The sequence below is a fragment of the Vibrio mytili genome (assembly GCF_049563345.1).
Lineage (GTDB): Bacteria > Pseudomonadota > Gammaproteobacteria > Enterobacterales > Vibrionaceae > Vibrio > Vibrio mytili.
Window position 1 is genome coordinate 620,148 of sequence record NZ_CP110482.1, and the last position, 15,616, is coordinate 635,763.

At 41.4% G+C, this 15,616-nt stretch carries 18 protein-coding genes; 11 read left to right on the plus strand and 7 right to left on the minus strand.

Translation table 11 applies throughout. The annotated features are described in order from the left end of the window. Positions 1-559 precede the first annotated feature (559 nt). The 3 genes from ONE56_RS16395 to yegD all read left to right on the plus strand — a co-directional run bounded on the left by ONE56_RS16395 (position 560) and on the right by yegD (position 3,042). Positions 560-886, plus strand: a complete 327-nt coding sequence (locus ONE56_RS16395; protein ID WP_423841092.1) for a DOPA 4,5-dioxygenase family protein — start codon at positions 560-562, stop codon at positions 884-886. Positions 887-982: 96 nt separating this feature from the next. Next, on the plus strand, positions 983-1,612 hold the full coding sequence (locus tag ONE56_RS16400; RefSeq protein ID WP_423841093.1) for a hypothetical protein: 630 nt from the start codon (positions 983-985) through the stop codon (positions 1,610-1,612). A 77-nt stretch (positions 1,613-1,689) separates the two neighbouring features. Beyond that, the gene (yegD, locus tag ONE56_RS16405) at positions 1,690-3,042 is read left to right on the plus strand and encodes a molecular chaperone (protein WP_423841094.1); all 1,353 of its coding nucleotides are present in this window, start codon (positions 1,690-1,692) and stop codon (positions 3,040-3,042) included. Positions 3,043-3,145: 103 nt separating this feature from the next. On the opposite strand, the gene ONE56_RS16410 is transcribed toward yegD, so the two are convergent. After that, a complete protein-coding gene (locus ONE56_RS16410) occupies positions 3,146-3,619 on the minus strand; it encodes a copper chaperone PCu(A)C (protein WP_423841095.1) in 474 nt (157 codons plus the stop codon). 89 nt (positions 3,620-3,708) lie between these two features. Next, complete coding sequence (locus ONE56_RS16415; RefSeq protein ID WP_041154630.1) at positions 3,709-4,170, minus strand: hypothetical protein; 462 nt, start codon at positions 4,168-4,170, stop codon at positions 3,709-3,711. Between the two features lie 359 nt (positions 4,171-4,529). Between ONE56_RS16415 and ONE56_RS16420 the strand changes: the two genes are divergently transcribed. From ONE56_RS16420 to ONE56_RS16430, 3 genes are all read left to right on the plus strand, one after another. Further along, positions 4,530-5,582: a Preprotein translocase subunit SecY gene (locus tag ONE56_RS16420; protein ID WP_331438523.1), complete on the plus strand. Its 1,053-nt coding sequence runs from the start codon at positions 4,530-4,532 to the stop codon at positions 5,580-5,582. A 668-nt stretch (positions 5,583-6,250) separates the two neighbouring features. Next, complete coding sequence (locus tag ONE56_RS16425) at positions 6,251-6,685, plus strand: GNAT family N-acetyltransferase (protein WP_041154683.1); 435 nt, start codon at positions 6,251-6,253, stop codon at positions 6,683-6,685. A 356-nt stretch (positions 6,686-7,041) separates the two neighbouring features. Continuing rightward, entirely contained in the window at positions 7,042-7,989 is a 948-nt protein-coding gene (locus ONE56_RS16430; RefSeq protein ID WP_041154632.1) for a glycosyl transferase family protein, read from the plus strand. 92 nt (positions 7,990-8,081) lie between these two features. Here ONE56_RS16430 and ONE56_RS16435 read toward each other — a convergent pair whose 3' ends face one another. Both ONE56_RS16435 and ONE56_RS16440 read right to left on the minus strand, forming a co-directional pair. Continuing rightward, entirely contained in the window at positions 8,082-8,477 is a 396-nt protein-coding gene (locus ONE56_RS16435) for a PPC domain-containing DNA-binding protein (protein WP_423841096.1), read from the minus strand. A gap of 9 nt (positions 8,478-8,486) precedes the next feature. Next, entirely contained in the window at positions 8,487-9,062 is a 576-nt protein-coding gene (locus ONE56_RS16440; protein ID WP_423841097.1) for a TetR/AcrR family transcriptional regulator, read from the minus strand. 148 nt (positions 9,063-9,210) lie between these two features. Between ONE56_RS16440 and ONE56_RS16445 the strand changes: the two genes are divergently transcribed. After that, the gene (locus tag ONE56_RS16445) at positions 9,211-9,825 is read left to right on the plus strand and encodes a glutathione S-transferase (RefSeq protein ID WP_423841098.1); all 615 of its coding nucleotides are present in this window, start codon (positions 9,211-9,213) and stop codon (positions 9,823-9,825) included. A gap of 213 nt (positions 9,826-10,038) precedes the next feature. After that, complete coding sequence (locus ONE56_RS16450) at positions 10,039-10,302, plus strand: hypothetical protein (RefSeq protein ID WP_041154636.1); 264 nt, start codon at positions 10,039-10,041, stop codon at positions 10,300-10,302. 118 nt (positions 10,303-10,420) lie between these two features. On the opposite strand, the gene ONE56_RS16455 is transcribed toward ONE56_RS16450, so the two are convergent. The 3 genes from ONE56_RS16455 to ONE56_RS16465 all read right to left on the minus strand — a co-directional run bounded on the left by ONE56_RS16455 (position 10,421) and on the right by ONE56_RS16465 (position 11,910). Beyond that, positions 10,421-10,606 (minus strand): hypothetical protein, encoded by a 186-nt coding sequence (locus tag ONE56_RS16455; RefSeq protein WP_041154637.1) that lies wholly within the window; start codon positions 10,604-10,606, stop codon positions 10,421-10,423. A 30-nt stretch (positions 10,607-10,636) separates the two neighbouring features. After that, positions 10,637-10,972, minus strand: coding sequence for a hypothetical protein (locus ONE56_RS16460; RefSeq protein WP_041154638.1), 336 nt, complete (start codon positions 10,970-10,972; stop codon positions 10,637-10,639). Positions 10,973-11,439: 467 nt separating this feature from the next. Then, positions 11,440-11,910, minus strand: a complete 471-nt coding sequence (locus ONE56_RS16465) for a CreA family protein (RefSeq protein ID WP_423841099.1) — start codon at positions 11,908-11,910, stop codon at positions 11,440-11,442. A 306-nt stretch (positions 11,911-12,216) separates the two neighbouring features. Here ONE56_RS16465 and ONE56_RS16470 point away from each other — a divergent pair, with 306 nt between their 5' ends. The 3 genes from ONE56_RS16470 (at position 12,217) to ONE56_RS16480 (ending at position 15,562) form a co-directional block, all read left to right on the plus strand. Beyond that, positions 12,217-12,726, plus strand: a complete 510-nt coding sequence (locus ONE56_RS16470; RefSeq protein WP_423841100.1) for a flavodoxin — start codon at positions 12,217-12,219, stop codon at positions 12,724-12,726. A gap of 358 nt (positions 12,727-13,084) precedes the next feature. Then, positions 13,085-13,783 (plus strand): HAD-IA family hydrolase, encoded by a 699-nt coding sequence (locus tag ONE56_RS16475; RefSeq protein ID WP_423841101.1) that lies wholly within the window; start codon positions 13,085-13,087, stop codon positions 13,781-13,783. A 1,179-nt stretch (positions 13,784-14,962) separates the two neighbouring features. Next, entirely contained in the window at positions 14,963-15,562 is a 600-nt protein-coding gene (locus tag ONE56_RS16480) for an ACP phosphodiesterase (RefSeq protein WP_423841102.1), read from the plus strand. Positions 15,563-15,616: the final 54 nt, after the last annotated feature.

Consider the following 15,616-nt stretch of genomic DNA (forward strand, 5'->3'; position numbering starts at 1 on the left):
TCGCTGCTGGTCTTTTGGACTGCAGCTGCTCATTATCAAAACAAAGCTCGTATGGGTACTCAAACTTTGTCGTTAACTTAAAAAGCTTTTTAAACGTAAAAACGCTACAGTCAAAAGCAGTTAACACAGTGAACATGTTGTTAGCGCATAGGGTGTCATACTCAACCTGTTGATTGATTTTTATTGTCACTCGCTAAAGTAAGTGTAAACAAAATGTTAAAGTGTGCTGTAATTATCCAATAAGCCATTAGTAAAGTTTTGCTTACACCCTGATGAAGCAGTGTAATATTCTGAATTTTTACGAACGACTTTAAAGTGCATGAATGTAATCACTAGACTTTGCTTAATAAGCGTAATTAAATTGCGAGTGAGGTTTAGTGTTTTGATTGTGAAGAGAGGCAAAAAGCAAATGTCTTCCCATGAGAAAAGAATCAAGGTAGTGTAACCGCGCGCTATGTTCGCAAATAAGTCCAAACCAACGTACTAGAAAAATATTGCGAGTTTGTTGGGTATTGGAACGTTTTACCCCTGAGTTGAGTTAGGTTTGTATGGAGAAGTTATGTATCACGCTCACGTTTATTTCCCTTTAAGACAGCAAGAGAAAGCACAGGCGATCAATGAGATCATTCGTCAAGAGCGCCAAGATGTATTGCGTGTGTATCCATTGGTTGGACGATTGGTTGGACCACATAAGATGCCGATGTTTGAAATTCATTTCGAATCACTCAGTGAAGAGTTTTTGGCCTGGTTAGATAACATTCGTGGAGACTTTTCCGTTCTAATTCATCCTGCTACCGAAGAAGAGTTACTCGACCACACTGATAGAGCTATCTGGCTGGGGCGAGAGTTGGGCATTTTTGAAGATAAACTGGATACCGGGAAATAGTAATCTAAACTTCTAAAATAAAAGCGCCTAACCGAAACTCAAGGCAAGAGCTTAACTAGGCTTTCCAAGGCTGTTTGGGCCAAGAAGGAAAAGGGTATGTTAACGATACTCCTAGTTGGATTAGCACTGTATATATTTTGGCTACTATTTAATAATACGCCTGTACTTGCTGAGGGGTATCCACAAAGCATACGCCCGTCGATAGGGCCCACACAAGATCACGAGGAATGGCGGGATTACTATGTTACAGTATTCAAACCATTCAGCTCGCAAACCACTTTCTACGCCATCGCTTATTTTGCGCACTTTGTTGCCGCTGCCAACGGCATTTCGTGGGCCACAGTTTATGAAGGCGATTATCCACTCATAATCAGTAGGTATGGCAGTTACTTTATACTCAACACCTATGATACGTTACTCGCGTCCGGTTTTATCGCACTCGCTTTGTTTATTATTAACTGGCAAATAGCGATACATTGTACTGAGTTCATTAGCCAATATTTAGTTCGGTTTGTCATCATCACTCGTGTCCGCTTTGTAGCAATGAGCTTGGTGTTATGTAGTTATTTATCTTATCTGCTTACCATCAGTATTTTTTGGCTTTTTCAGGAAAGCTATTCGTTTTGGTATGGGTTGACGTTTTCACCATTGTTTTTATTGGTAGCCTTGTTGGTTATGGCTGTTTTACCTTCTGCCTCAAAGAGTAAGGTAAAAAAGAATCAGTAACCAAAGGCGTTGCTGTGTATACATTTTGTGGACATTGGGTTAGCATTGCCGCCTTTTTTTCGTGAGTAGGAAGGATTATGTACATCGGCTTTGACTATGGCACCGCAAACTGTTCAGTGGCAAAAATGGAATCTGGTGAGCCTAAATTGCTCAACCTTGAAGAGGCTTACACATACATTCCTTCTACTCTCGTGGCACCGACCCGTGAGTCAGTCTCCGAGCACTTATTTCGTCATCGTGACATCAAACCAATTGATCAGGTTGGTGAACAGGTGTTGCGTCGAGCCATAAACTTAAATCGAGAAGAAAGCATCGAACTTGCACCTGAAGATATTGTCTTTGGGCAGGCAGCTCTCGATCGGTACTTAGAAGATCCTCGCGATATTTATTACGTCAAATCACCTAAATCTTTCTTGGGCGCATCTGGTTTGCGTGATGTTCAGTTAAGCTTTTTTGAAGATTTGGTGTGCGCAATGATGGATAACATTAAAGCGCAAGCGGAAAAGGATGCACAAGAAATCATAACCGATGCAGTCATTGGTCGTCCGGTTAACTTTCATGGTCGCGGTGGTGAAATCGCAAACCGACAAGCTGAAGGTATTTTATTAAACGCTGCCAAACGTGCTGGCTTTAGAAACATAGAATTTCAATATGAACCGGTGGCTGCGGGCCTAGAATACGAAGCGACGCTTAGCGAAGATAGGACGGTTCTTGTTGTCGATATTGGGGGCGGTACGACGGACTGCTCGTTAATACAAATGGGACCATCTTGGCGAGGGAAATCAGACAGAACCGCAAGCCTACTTGCGCACAGTGGTCAGCGTGTAGGTGGCAATGATCTCGATATTGCATTGGCATTTAAACAACTCATGTTCCCATTTGGAATGGAAAGTAAAATGGAGTCGGGCATTGTTATGCCCAAGACCCAGTTCTGGAATCCCATCGCTATTAATAATGTCGAAGCGCAAAATGATTTCTACTCGCGTGACAACTTGTTCGCTTTGAAACTGCTTCAAAAGCAGGCGCAAGAGCCAGACAAGCTCACGCGTTTGCTTGAGGTTTACCACGAATCCTTGGGCTATAACATTGTTCGACGCGCAGAAGAGGCAAAAGTGGCGCTCTCAGATCAGGCATCATACCGAACAGGGATTAACCTACTGTCAGAGTTAATCGAAGTGGATGTTGAGCGTGACGAAATGATTGCTGCTATCGAGTCACCGAAGAACAAGATGATTGCATTGGTCACGGAAGCGGTTGAGCAGGCCGGTGTAAAACCGGATGCTATATTCATGACGGGCGGGTCAGCTCGATCGTCAATTCTGCGTGATGCAGTGCAGAGCGTATTGCCAGATATTCCTGTCGTGAGCGGTAATTACTTTGGTTCGGTGACCGCTGGCTTAGCGCGTTGGGCTGAAGTCTGCTTTAAGTAAATATTTAAGTGACGCCGTCACTTAAATATTGTCAGCTTTACTAAAAAAACAGCCCGACTAAATGATCGGGCTGTATAAATTATGTATGTTTATTGAAGCATATTTAATGGTTCATATGTTTTTCCATATGGCCTTTATTTTCTACCGCGACTTCAACGTCCACTTTGCCTGCATGCTTAAACGTCAGTGTCATAGGGAAGCGATCGCCTTCTTTTAGTGATTTTTTCGGGTTGAAAATCATCAAATGAAAGCTTCCTGGCTCGAGTGACACACTACCGTTTGCAGGCACCGGGATTTCGTCAACCTTAACCATTTTCATTACACCATCTTCACTTATGTGATTATGCAGTTCTACATGTCCGGCAATCGGGCTCTCTGCTGCAATCAGAGCATCGTTTGAATCACTGTGGTTATTTAGTTGAAGGAAGCCGCCAATCACAGGCGCGTTCGGTGGCGCTTCACGACTCCATGGGTGACCAATGTGAATTCCGTCTGATTCGTATTCGTGAGCAACGCCAACTGAACTGGCCATGAGTGCGACAAGAGTGATAGCAACAGTTTTAATATGTTTAAGCATGTTTTTTCCTTTTGAATGATTTTATTACCCTTGAGCAAAGCTCTGAGGTAGGTTTTGATTATTTATGTACCTGACTTTGCAAAAAGTCGCTAGGCAGGAAAAACAAAAGGTGGAGAGTGCTTTGGCGCAACAAACTTGTAAGTTGACTGATTACTTTGAGTAAAGTGGTAGGGTGTCGGTCTGTCTTTGGCGCGTTGTATCCAATGGATGGAGCCAAGATAGAGTCCTAGGGCGACAAATATAAAAAATTGAACCGCTTGCAACAACGGACACTTAAATTGAATTGTGTCATGCAAATGCAGATTCTCAATAAAACTTGAGGACGCGTGAGTATTAGCGACAATAAGGGTGTTGATATCTACCCATTTAAAACCGTCGGCAGTACATAACAACACCTTTTCATTTTGGACGTCGTTGAGCCAGTTTGTGCTGTGTACTTGTGTTGGGTTAAGTGCTGCAGTGGAAGCAAGGTACAACTGAAACAACACCGCGATAATGATCGCTAAAGCGGTTACGCGTTGCTTTGTATGTTGTATAGGATTGTTTTCCATATGTTGGCACTTGGTTAGATTCGCCGAAGGATATTAACAGATGCACATCTCAAATGTAACGGCGAGATATAAAGATGGTGACAAAAGTGTATTCTACTTTGTTGTTAGGTTTGAATGATAGTCGTCAGCCGCATCAAAGCTACGATGATAATACCTTGTGTTTCGTGCATCGGGCAAAGGTGAATGATGATTTTACATCCTAGATTTGCAGAATCTCAGTACAAAGTGGCCATCTATTCTTCACTTGTTTTGCATTAACGGAATTATGACAGAAATTTAATACAGGATACGGTATTCTCACGCTCCTTTTTATACCCCTGAGCGCCTGTCGGGTTGCCAAATCTAAAGTAATTTCTCACATGAAATACCAACAACAAATTGGATATCGTTACCCAAAAGGTCGATTTGCCATGGTGAGCGTTTATACATTCACTGGGGCAGCGATTTTAGCTTCGACCATATTTTCTCTTCTGCTATTTTTGTCTATTGATGAAGATCCAATGATGCGAACTTTATTTGGTGGATTGGCCGTCATCTTCGAAGCGGGTAAGTTTTACGCTTGGTATGAGTATGGTGAGCGTCGAGCGCACCGAAACTACTCCGGTGCGATTACCGCTTTAGTGTTTTACATGGTACTGGCGATCATCTCAATCGGAGGAAGTATTGGTGGTATCAATAGCGCAACCAATAGCGCACAGAGCCATATTTCTGTAGAACAGGCAAAAGTAGAAGCATTTAATCGTCAGATTGCAGCGATAGATAAACAGATCGAGCTAAACAACAAGGCCGCGCAGAAATACATCGAGATGGAACGTATCGCTACGGGCGTAAGCCGAATCCAGGACCAAAACAAAAAGCTTCGTGAGGAACAGCAAAGCTTGGCAATGAAGCGCGATAGCTTACCTCCGGTGACGCAAGGTTCCGTCATTGGACTCATTGACAGTTTGGCAAACGCGTTTGGTATTAGTTCTCAAAAAGCGCAATTATGGTTGGTGGTCTTTTTATCCATTTTACTCGATTTTTTTGCCGCATTTTTTGTTGGCCTGATAGGGGAAGAACAACGTTTTCGTCACTTTTATCGACGCCAGGAAGGCATCACAATCGATACCAGGCGGGACTTAGAGCCAGTACCCGCTGGGTATCTTCCTCATATCACGGAGGATATCAAAGAGCAGGTAGAACAAGTCGAGCTAGAATCATCAAACCCCGAACCGCCCAAAAGTATGTTGGAGCAAGTAAGTGACGCGCTCAAAACTAAACAAATCACGTGTACTAAAAAGGCTGTGGCTCAACACTTTAAGTTATCTGCTGAAGAAGTCGACAATGTATTTGGACAATTAGCAGAGCAAGGGTTAGTTGGGAAGAAAGCTAATCACCACTATCATTGGATTGGTAACGCCGAGCTGGCATAGAGAAAAATAATAGCAACGTCATCAGTTTGGCACAGCCTCTGAGAATTGGACGAGCAACTATTGGGCGAGCGATTATTGGGGACTGTTCATGTCATCCGATCTCTATGTGTATTAAATGTTTGTGATTAAACATAAGCGTTCATCAAATTGATATCGAGTTGTAATATTCTTGTAATATTTATGTGATTGCTTAAAAAACGGGGTTCTGGCATAGTGACAGCGAAGCTTTGAAAATGGTTCTTAGCTTTAAATTTGGAGGTTACTTATGCACAATGAAATGATTCAGCATTCACGCTTTGGCATTATTGGCCGTTCTTTTATCGTATCAGCACTGATGATTGCAGGGGTGTTCATACTAATATAAAGACTGCTAAGGGTCGTTCCTGACTCGCATAAAGCAACGTTAACTTCAGGGAATTACCTTATTCTTATAAGGTATTCCCCGGAGAATCTTCCCCAAGTTGTCATTTCTCTTTTCTAGTCCTAATAAAACAACCTTAACCTTAGTCGCCGTCATTCAAACAAAGGCTTACTCCAGGCAGCTGCTACAAATCTCCCTCACTATTATGAATGCACTTTGCCTCGGTTGGGTTTACTGTCTATTTGCTTTATATTGCAAGAAAGTCACATATTGCAAGAAAGTCACAGAACAAAGGAGCAGTGAATTGATCACCATTCAGCCCGCAACGAAAGACGATTTATTTGCCGTTTTTACTCTAGAAAATACCTTGTTTGGCGAACATGCCTATCCTCAATTTTTCTTTAGACAAGCATTTGATTGTTGGGGAGAAAGCTTGTTAGTTGCGAAAGATTGCGATCAAGTCGCAGGCTACCTTCTTTTGACGACCAGTTCTGACCATAACCAATATTGGATAATGTCACTTGCCGTGAGTACTCAGCATCAAGGTAAAGGCGTTGCAAGGTCGTTAATCCGTCGTGCTATTGAGCCACTTCCAAAAGGCGCTAAAGTAAGCCTTACCGTTGAGCCTAACAACCAAGCTGCGCGAACTTTGTATCTATCGTTAGGATTTGAGATCGTATCGGAAGAGGTGAATTACTTCGGTGACGAAGAGTCGAGACTAGTGATGGAACTTATTAAGTAACACTGCACGATAAAGAGTAGTGTTTGCACTTTGACAGTGCAGTGAATACCAATAATATTATTTTGTAGCAACTTAAGCCATTGTAAAAAGGTGTTTTAAAAAGTTGGCCCCCAATTTGCTTTGTTACGATTGTCCATCGTTAACTCGATGTGCCGCTCTTCATAGCAGGCGAAGAGCGGGTAGGGTATTACTTACTTTGATTGTACTAACAGCGTTTAAGGCTTTTAAGCAGTGCAACCTCTCTCGGTTCGAGAGAGGTTTTTTTTTGTCTACGCATTTCCAAAACTTAGCGTTGATTGTGTTGGGATAAGTTGTCAAACTGCGTTAATAACATACCTAAAGGAATACACGGAAATATGAGCAGCATTTTGGATTGTATCAGAACAGTTGGTCGTGGAGAGCGAGGTAGGAAGCCACTCAATTTTGAACAAGCTTATCGAGTGATGGATGAATACCTAAACGGCGAGTTTGACGACGATCAAATGGCGATGTTGCTGATGTTAATTCGTGTTCAGAATGAAACACAACAAGAGATTGCGGGTTTCGTTAAAGCATTTCAATCGCGTATGCCAGCGATAGGCGCAGATATTGATTGGCCATGCTATGCAGGGAAGCGTAAATCAGCAGGACACCCTTGGCACGTACTTGCTGCAAAGATTTTAGCCGACAACGGTCATAAAGTACTCATGCATGGCTACCATGATCGTCAATCTGGTCGATTGCATGCAGAAGATTATCTCGATGAGTTTGGTATCGTAACAGCTAAGTCGGCAGAGGAAGCAAAACGTCTTTTGGCGGAGAAAAATATAGTATATCTGCCTTTAAGTGGATTTGCGCCCCAAGCCGAAACGATGATTAGCTGGAAAAACCGTTACGGATTAAGAACGCCTATCAATACGGTGGTGCGAGCGCTAAACCCCGGGCAAGCAACGATAGGTATTCGTGGTAGTTTTCATCCTGGTTTTCAACAGTTACACGCAGAAGTGGAGCATGAGATCGGAAAAACACGTCACGCTGTGGTGTCGTTTAAAGGCCAGTCTGGTGAATCCGAATACAACCCGAAGGTCAGCCAAACAGTATGGTTAAGTCAGACTAATGGTGTCTCCTCTCACTATTGGACAGAACAAATGTTATCCGAAGTGCCCGTGCCGAAGCGATGCCCGTTTGACACCCCTGAAGAAGACCTTAATCAAATGGTGAACACCGTTCTTGCTACAATGACAGTGGTTTTATTCGCCAAAATCCAAGATCGAGATAAGGCATTTGAGCAGGCTTTCTCTTATTGGCAGGCTTATTGTTCTTAGGAGGCTGTTGGGATAAATAACTATCCTTTAAATTGAATCTAAGAAAGTAGATGGTTTATCGTTATTTTGGTCTACGGATGTTTTTCAATAGGTTATTTTATCTTAAGTTCAGAGTAACCCGTTGATTCATCCATTTCACGATAAAATGACAGACCTGGGTAGTGATGGATGATTAATTCGGCTGTGGTATCAATTATCGTACCCTCCATCAAATGTCCTCCCCAAACTTTGCCATTGTGGTCAGAGACAGAAATGTGTACATGCTGATGGTCAGGTGTAAGCGTCGCCATCATTGATACAATTTCAAATAACTCAACTTTGTGCAGTTCAGTTTCGGCACCAGCCAAGCGCATTTTGAGCTCGGATATACACCCCACGCAAGACGCGACGCTACCTGCTTGAATATCACAGTCCGATACGATTTTTGCGAGACTCTGTTTTAGGTCTGCGCCTTTTGTTAGTCTTATTGCTATCACGTTTATTGACATATGCTCAAGTCACTTCCTGATTAATATAAGCAAACATGCTAAAGCTGCGTCGATATCTTCAAAACGTTTCGCTTTGCCTAGTACACGCATGCCTTGCATATTGTTCAAAATAAATTGCGCCAAATCACGCGGCTTCAATGTTCTAGGGATAAGGGTCTCTGTTTGGGCATTTTGAATAGCCTCTGTAATGATATGTATTAGGTGATCAAACAAGAAGTGCCCTTTACGTAATACATCACTGTCTTCTCCTGCATGTTCAACCAACGCGTTTTGTACAAAGCAGCCACAACTACGTTGATGTTGTAGTTCGGCGAACGATTTCAAAAAACCTTCAAGCTCTGGCAGTGAAGCTCCATCCTTTTCTAGGTTTTTTAGAGATGGTAACGAAACGTGTTTTAGGTAAGTGTCTAGGGCTTCATGATAGAGCTGTTGTTTATCGCCGTAAGTATTGTAAAGGCTGAAACGGTTTATATTCAGCTCGTCTGTAAGATCGGATATTGAAGTATTGGCAAAACCTTTACGCCAAAACACGTCCATTGCGACGAGCAGTTTTTCATCTCGGTTGAAGTTGGCTTTTCTCGCCATAGCGTACCTACCTAGAACGACTCATTTGAAACAAGCGATTCCTGACAGAATTGATCAGATGTTTGAGGGTTAAATTCTTGACTGATCGTTTATAAACTCGTTACATTATAACCTAACCAATCGGTTAGTTAAAGAAAAAGGAATTGACATGAAACTGTATGAAACCGCCGCGACGCCGAGTTGCAGACGAGTAAGCATTTTTTTAAATGAAATTGGCGGTGAGGTTGAACGTATCGCGCTAAACGTTCGTGAAGGGGACAATCTTTCGGAAGATTTCAGGAAAAAGAGTGTGAATGGAAAAGTTCCCATGTTGGAACTAAAGGACGGTACAACAATTTGTGAAAGCGTCGCAATTTGTCGTTTTCTTGATGAAGAGTTCAGTAATAACCTAAACCTTTTCGGTAAAAATCAGCTAGAAAGGGCACAGGTTGAAATGTGGCACCGTGTCGTCGAGTTTCAAGGGCTGTACACCGCTTTTCAGGCGTTTAGAAACATTACCGAAATTTATAAAGATAGAGAAACGTGCGTTAAAGAGTGGGGTGAAGAGTCGAAACAACGAGTACTCGCTTTCCTACCAGTATTAGAAAAACGCTTAGAAGAAAGCAAATTTATTGCGTCCGACAGGTATACCATCGTCGATATCACCGCTTTCATCTTCATAGGGTTTGCTATCAATGCGCTTAAGATTGATGTATTGACGACAACGCCAAATATCTCTCGATGGTACGAGCAAGTTTCGGCTAGAGATGCAATGCAGGCATAAATCAAGGCAAGCAGTCGTTGATTGATCGTGTCATGTACTGCTTGTGCTCATCCCTTTGAGTAAACTTAAGGATGTTCGACGTACTAAATCAAACTCCTTCCAAGTCATACTATTTGTTTATAGCTGTTCTATACTCGTATTATCTCAATGGCCTCTGTGTATGTGTCGTTCGTTGTAACACGGAATGTGCAATTCAAGGACAAGGGGAATACTATGAGCTTAAAAGCCAAAGTTATTAATAATGTACTCGTCGCTTTATTAGTTGTCGCGACATTTGGATTGGTCGCGATGTATGAGGACATTGTTCAACAAAAACACCAAATACAGTCTTTAACCGAAAAGCTTCTTGAGAAAGAAAATCAGATCGTGGTTTCTAATGAGGCACTATCATACACTCGATACCAGCATCAATTGTTAGCGGAAGATTACAGCAGATTTCGGGATGAACAGTCGATGAAAAGCGTATTGAGTCAGTAAGAATGTTGTGATGAACAGAAAATCGCAGTTCACCAGTCAATGATTACACCTCGTACGAACTGCCGTCAGTAGCGAGATTAGTTTACTTAGATTCTTTCACAGAGGATTGATGTTATTTTTATTTTGGACTTTCTACCGGAGCAAGTAGCGCGTCCAACTCTTCCCGAGTGAGTAAGTCGTTGGTAACTAGCATCGAAGCTTCGTCATCAAGTGACATTTTAGTTTGATTTAACAAATAGCGTTTTTGCACCGCAGTTAAATCTGGCAGAGAATCTATAAGTTCTCGAAAATTATCATTATTCATTATTACGATCCCCCGTTATAAAACGGTTTGTTAAGCCTGGTTATCTAAATAAGCGAAAATTTGTTGATTGATAGTGAGAAGTTCTCGACTCACTATCTTTATGTCTTTGTTATCCGGCTCTATGTTGTTTCGAGCGTGATTTTCAATTCCTTGCAGTGCAACAACGGCAGTATCTTCACCGAAGCTCTCCAACTCGTTTTTCAATTCACGCACGAGTATATGTAATTCTGGCCAGTTTTGTTCTGAATTTAATCGAGCAATACGTTCTGAACCATCTCCATGATTCTCTAAATAAGTAGACAAAACACTTATCAGCTTATCGACATCATTGTCCATGTATTCACTGAGCACTGTAAAGTTAATCATCTGTGTCTCCTTACCTTAGTAGAGCACACAAGCGCGATTAAGTTCCAAACAACGCTAGTGACCAGCCTCTATCCGAAGTCACTAGAGTTAAGTAAACGATGTAGTGGAAAAGCGGTTTGTATCGGCGCAATACTTTCTATTCTCTCTTGCAACGATCCAACACTTGCCTTAACAAATACAATAATATTAAAAATAGTCATTTGAATGCATAAAGACAAGGCGTTTTACGTGAAAATGAGGTTTGTATTGTTGTTGAAAATTCATTTTAGCAATATAAACAAACCCTGCTCTAATAAATGGCAGAGAGGATTGTACAGTTTGTTGCTCCAACTAAGGCTGTGTTGGAGCAATCAAACAATAAATCGAGGGGTATGGCTCAATTATTAGAGGGGCGCAATAACTGGACTCGCCATTAGCGTTTCGCGATTGAATATGGGTTAGTCACTTTTGTTGACCTGTTGTAAGATCTAGTTCGTCTCAGGTACTGGTTCTACAAACGCTTTTGTCCCCCATAGTGGGACTGTCGAAAGGCTGTGTTTGAAGCTACCTGATGTTTCTTTTGTAGAATAAGACAAATACATTAACGTTTGATTCTCAGGGTCGTAAATGCGTCGAATTTTCATTGATTTGAAGAAAATACTCTTGGATTTCTTAAAAACGATTTCCCCCGATTTGCTCTTATCAACGTTTGCGATCATCTCTGGGGTAATTTCGCCTGTTTGGCGGCATGAAATTGAACTGTCACTTGGGTCTGACAGGCTGAAGTCAGCTTCAATACTCGCGACATGACAAGTCACGCCTGGAACTTCTGGGTCAACGAGCGTATTTAATTTAATGTCTTTCATGGTAAACATACCCAATGACACATCACCCACTTCATTATCAGAACAACCAGTAAGTAGTGTCACTAAACCTAAAGCCACCAAGCTTTTTTTCATTGTTTTATCCTTAACTAAAACCGCGATTAGCGTCAATCTATCAGACGTTGTCTATTAAAACAAAGTTTGCCCCTTCTTCGAATGATGTATAGCAGTAAAAAAAATTCGATACGTTTCGATACACCGAGCAAGACGAAAAGCTTAAACGACTGTTTATCGCGAAATCCGTTGGTTCAGTACCTAACTGTATCGGGAATCGCTAGGTTTGTGATCGGCTTCGTGCTAATGTATGCCCCAAAACAGGTGACAGCAAATGATTGAAAAGACATTCAATCTGTTTTACGCCCGTCATAACAAGGTACTCAAATGAATACACAACAGTTAGCCTGTATAGAGCGCAAGAATGCGTGGCTCTATAATTTGGTTGAAGTAGAATTCCCAACCCAAGAAAGTCTGAAAGGGCGCGACATCTACTTTAATAGTTTGAATGGACAGGCTTACCACTCTGTTGATAAATCAAGTTTACTCTCTGAGCTGTCAATATTTTCAGAAAACGACATTTTTCTCGTCGATTTTCACCGCCTTACGATTATGTTTTCAATTCTCCAATCAAACCGTTGGGAGCAGCAATCAGATAAAGACATGATCATTGAGTATCTGACGCAAATTATTCTTACGCCAGAATTTGAACTCTACGTGGTATTTGCAGAAGGTAACCCAATAGGTGCCGCAGTTGCGAGCCATTTTGAAGGTAATACGTTGATTTCCGATTTAGCAGTGGTACCTGAAGTTAATCAACAAGATATTGTTGTTTCGCTTGCTCACAAGCTGAGCAGTGAAGGAAAACTTTTAGAAACGGTCATTTTAGAAAGCTAGCCCAGCTCAGTAACCCGCTCCAATAGAGCGGGAAGTTACTCCTTGTACTCATTTCCCCCCCCGTTTACAGATACGTTTTAGTTATTCGCCCCATTCACACTCAGTTTATTCTCAATTGATATCCCGCCTTTATAACTCAGAGCTGTTGTATTGCTTTCAAGAAACTCGGGACTCATGCGGTTTAGTTTATTTGGCTATAAATATGGAAGTAATCGGTGATCTTGATTAGAAAAACTGTAATTGCTCAAGGTTATTTATACAAAATGCCAAGCTGGTCGTTTAAACAATCCCAAACTCAAATACTATTGCTGAAGACAATAATTAATAATTTGCATTTGAAATGCTGTTAGGGTGGGAGATGGCTGTGGCGGTTACCGGTGTGAAATGTGTGATTTTTGATTGCGATGGTACCTTAGTAGACACTGAGCGCTTATGTTGCCAAGCATTAGTTAAGGTGTTTAATCAATACGGTTTTTCGCTTACCTTTGAGGAGTGCATCGCTCATTTCAGAGGAGGCAAGCTAGCCGATATTCTACTCGATATCAGAGAGTTTCTTAACGTTAGCATTCCTATCGACGTTTTAGAGCCTATATATCGTGAAGAAGTTCAAACGCTTTTTTCCCAGCATTTAAACCCTATGGATGGCGCAAAAACGTTGATTCAATTTTTGGACTCAAATGACATTCAATACTGTGTCGTTTCGAATGGACCAAAAGATAAAATGGAATACGTACTGAAACAAGCTGGATTGCTTGATGTGTTTGAAGGAAAAATCTTTTCTGCTTTTGATGCGAACAGTTGGAAGCCAGAACCTGATTTGCTGATGTATAGTGCAATGAATATGGGTTTTCTACCAAGTGAATGCTTGTACATTGATGATACACCCAAAGGTATTGAAGCTGGTTTAAGTGCAGGGATTAAAACTGTGCAACTGTTTAATGGAGAATCGATCAATCGGGTTGATGATGAACGAGTAGTGCTGATTGAGCACCTTGATGAGTTAAAAGAACAGTTACTCAAATATGACAGTTATTCATCTCGAGCTTTACGTTGTTAGTCGTTGCCCTTACCGTCGTCGCTAACACCGTAAGAGTTAGCGACGAAACTATTCAGTGACATACTCTACTTAACGTATGTATATGTTTGAACTTGCTTTGTAGGTAGGGGGTTTGGTGTAAACATTGGATAGATGTGAAGTGTTTGGTGTGGAACCCACATGATACGCATGTGAACTTTTCTCCGTCTGATGAGATCAAATATTCATCACACTGACAAAGTGGGCAGGTAAGGTTTTCATTATCTTTTGTTTCTTTGGAATTATTCATAGTATTTTCCAGCAGCAAATTGGAATGAATATCTCGGTAAAGTAGGGTATTCAGTGTGTTAAAAGTTTGAGAATTTGGGGGAGCTCTGTTTTTAAAGCAGTTGTTCTTAAATTACTTGTTTTTAAGAATTTGTTCTTAAACCACATGTTTTAAGTTACGACTTCGCAAGCGACACCGTTCTATAAGCAAACTCATTTATAATAATGTTGTTTCTGACCCGTTATTTACTTGGAACAGTATCAGCATAGCGAAACAATTGGCTATTTCACATAATTTCAGCAGATATAAAGATAAGTTGGGATTCACTTCAAAATAAATCATCTTTTGCAATCACTATACCCAAATAACCTCAAGGTGCTAGGGTCTGCGAGAATGACTTGGTTCACAGGCGCGGCAACGATTTGAAGAGCTAGTGGTTCTAAATCCTGCATCTTGAAGTCATTTGGGTAAACCAACGTTGGTTCCGTAAATCACGCTATGACACTCAAGCCTACGCATGACGATGATAATGTCTATCTGGAATCGCATGACCGTATAACCAATTAATGATTTTTTCCTATTCCTTGATTGATTTTTCTGTCATAAATGTGTCATATAAAAGCGATACAAAGGGACTACTGTGGCAACGCGTGATATCGTGCCGCAGTAAAAAAGAAGCAAGAACGCTTCGTTATATAACTGTTTCAGTTGTACAAAAGGAGGTCTTTTATGAGCGACCAGTACCAAAACGACGAGAACCTAGAGTTGCTTGATGCACTTGAAATTGGTTTAAATTTGTCGGAATACGTGTCGTCTAGCAACGACAATGAACAATGAATGGCGATATCAATCGTCATACAATTCTCGTAACTGCCCGTCAAACGTTATACTAGGTTCATGTTACATGTAGCCCTAAGGCAAACATAACGAAAATGAACTTTCTAGCCCACCTTCATATTGCTGATCACTGCAATAGTAGTTTGTTAGGTAACTTGCTTGGAGACTTCGTAAAAGGAGATCCAAGCAAACAATATCAAACCGATATTTCAGACGGTGTACGATTACACCGTTTTGTTGACAAGACGACCGACCAACATCCTATCGTTACTGAGTGCAAACGCCACTTTGCTGGTAAATCGCGTCGCTTTGCGCCGATTGCTCTAGATATGTTTTGGGATCATTGTTTAGCAAAGCATTGGGGTACCTTTCATCAGGATTCGCTTGAGCAGTTCGTGAATAATGCGCACTTAGTCGTAGATAGGGATGTGGATGAAACCTTGCCAGAACGCTATCTTTTGTTACACCGCCGTATGTGGAGTGACGGTTGGCTTCAGTCTTATCGAGAGCTGCCGAACATTGAATTTGCATTACATAGAATGTCACAACGTAGCTCTCGAATGGCTGATCTCATGACTACGTTTGAAGTATTGGAACGGGAATATTTACTATTAGAAGCAAAGTTTCCACGGCTATACATCGACGTTTTAAGTCAATCCCTTCAATACCATAAATACCTTACTCAAACATCCTGAATCTATGATCAAAGGTAGTATGGGCAAGTGTGCTCTGTTAAACTCTGCGCTCCA